Below are 1093 nucleotides of genomic sequence, written 5' to 3'. Positions count from 1 at the left end.
GTAAAATCCTTCGCCCCGGATCTGAAGTGGAGAGCCCCCGACGTGTGCGGCGGTGTACAATTCGAGCTGGATGGTCAGACCATCAAAACCTATTTCCCAAATCCCAAAGCCCGCCTGCCGGTATTGAGCCGACAGGGTCAGCAGGTTCTGGTTCCCTGGGGTCGCCGCGAGAGTCAGCCAGGCCTTACACCACAGGGAGGCTGGGCAAGACTGGAGTCCATTAAAAAGGGTATCTGGAACCGGTTTAGCCCCAGGCCCGTCAAAATCAGCGTTGATGCTTTTATGGAAAAAGATGAAGCGGGGGAGAGCCACTGGTTTCTCCTGGAAAAACAGCAGTTTATCCAGGGGCTGATCGCTACTGATGGTCCTTTTACCCGACTGTATGTCGTGACCGAAGAAAACGAACAAAGTTGTCACAAGAGTCATCGCTGGCCCAGAGTGATCGATGCCCCGGAACCCCTCAGAGCCCCTTCAGAAGGACTCTTTTAGCAGACGATCTCGGTAAATCATACTTTTCAAAAGACAAACATTAGTAGACACTCTACCCCAGTTAAAGCAAATACCTTAATCAAACAACGGCTCGCACCATGACAGCTTATAAAAAAATTCGCCGACTTTTTACTCTGCCTCTTGCTCTGCCTTTTGTGCTTGTCAGCGCCCTGCTACTCACAGCTTGCTCAACGCAGCAAAAAATTGATACTGAAGAACAACCCTTCAGCGGCTATCTAGAAAACTATGAAAGATTGACTGCTTTTGATGATGATACCGCCATGCGCTGGGTCAGCGGCGATCTGAAAAAGTATAAAAAGGTTTATCTTGAGCCCGTCAATCTGTTCCCAAATTACAACGCCACCAATGATGCCCAGCGCGAAGTAGCCACTAAAGTCGCTGACTACCTGAACAATGGTTTCAGGGAAGGCCTGAAGCAGCGAGGAATACTGGCAGAAAAACCCGGACCCGGTGTTTTGGTTATTCAGCCAGCCATTACCGGCATTGTGTCAGAGATGAAGGATCTTAAACCCAGACAATTTGTTCTCCCCGTCGCCGTTGCCAGAACCCTGATCAAAACAGCCACCGACCGTCTGGATTACAT

2 protein-coding genes are annotated in these 1093 nt (G+C 49.9%); both read left to right on the top strand.

Annotated elements, in window-relative coordinates:
- A partial coding sequence (locus KDK18_RS02575; protein ID WP_257252976.1) for a hypothetical protein occupies nt 1-489 on the top strand: 489 nt, incomplete at its 5' end.
- A gap of 98 nt (nt 490-587) precedes the next feature.
- A partial coding sequence (locus KDK18_RS02570; RefSeq protein ID WP_257252975.1) for a DUF3313 domain-containing protein occupies nt 588-1093 on the top strand: 506 nt, incomplete at its 3' end.

The sequence above is a fragment of the Endozoicomonas sp. SESOKO3 genome, from assembly GCF_024606255.1.
The sequence above is the reverse complement of the archived record's forward strand: the minus strand, read 5'-3'. Positions and strand labels throughout refer to the sequence as shown.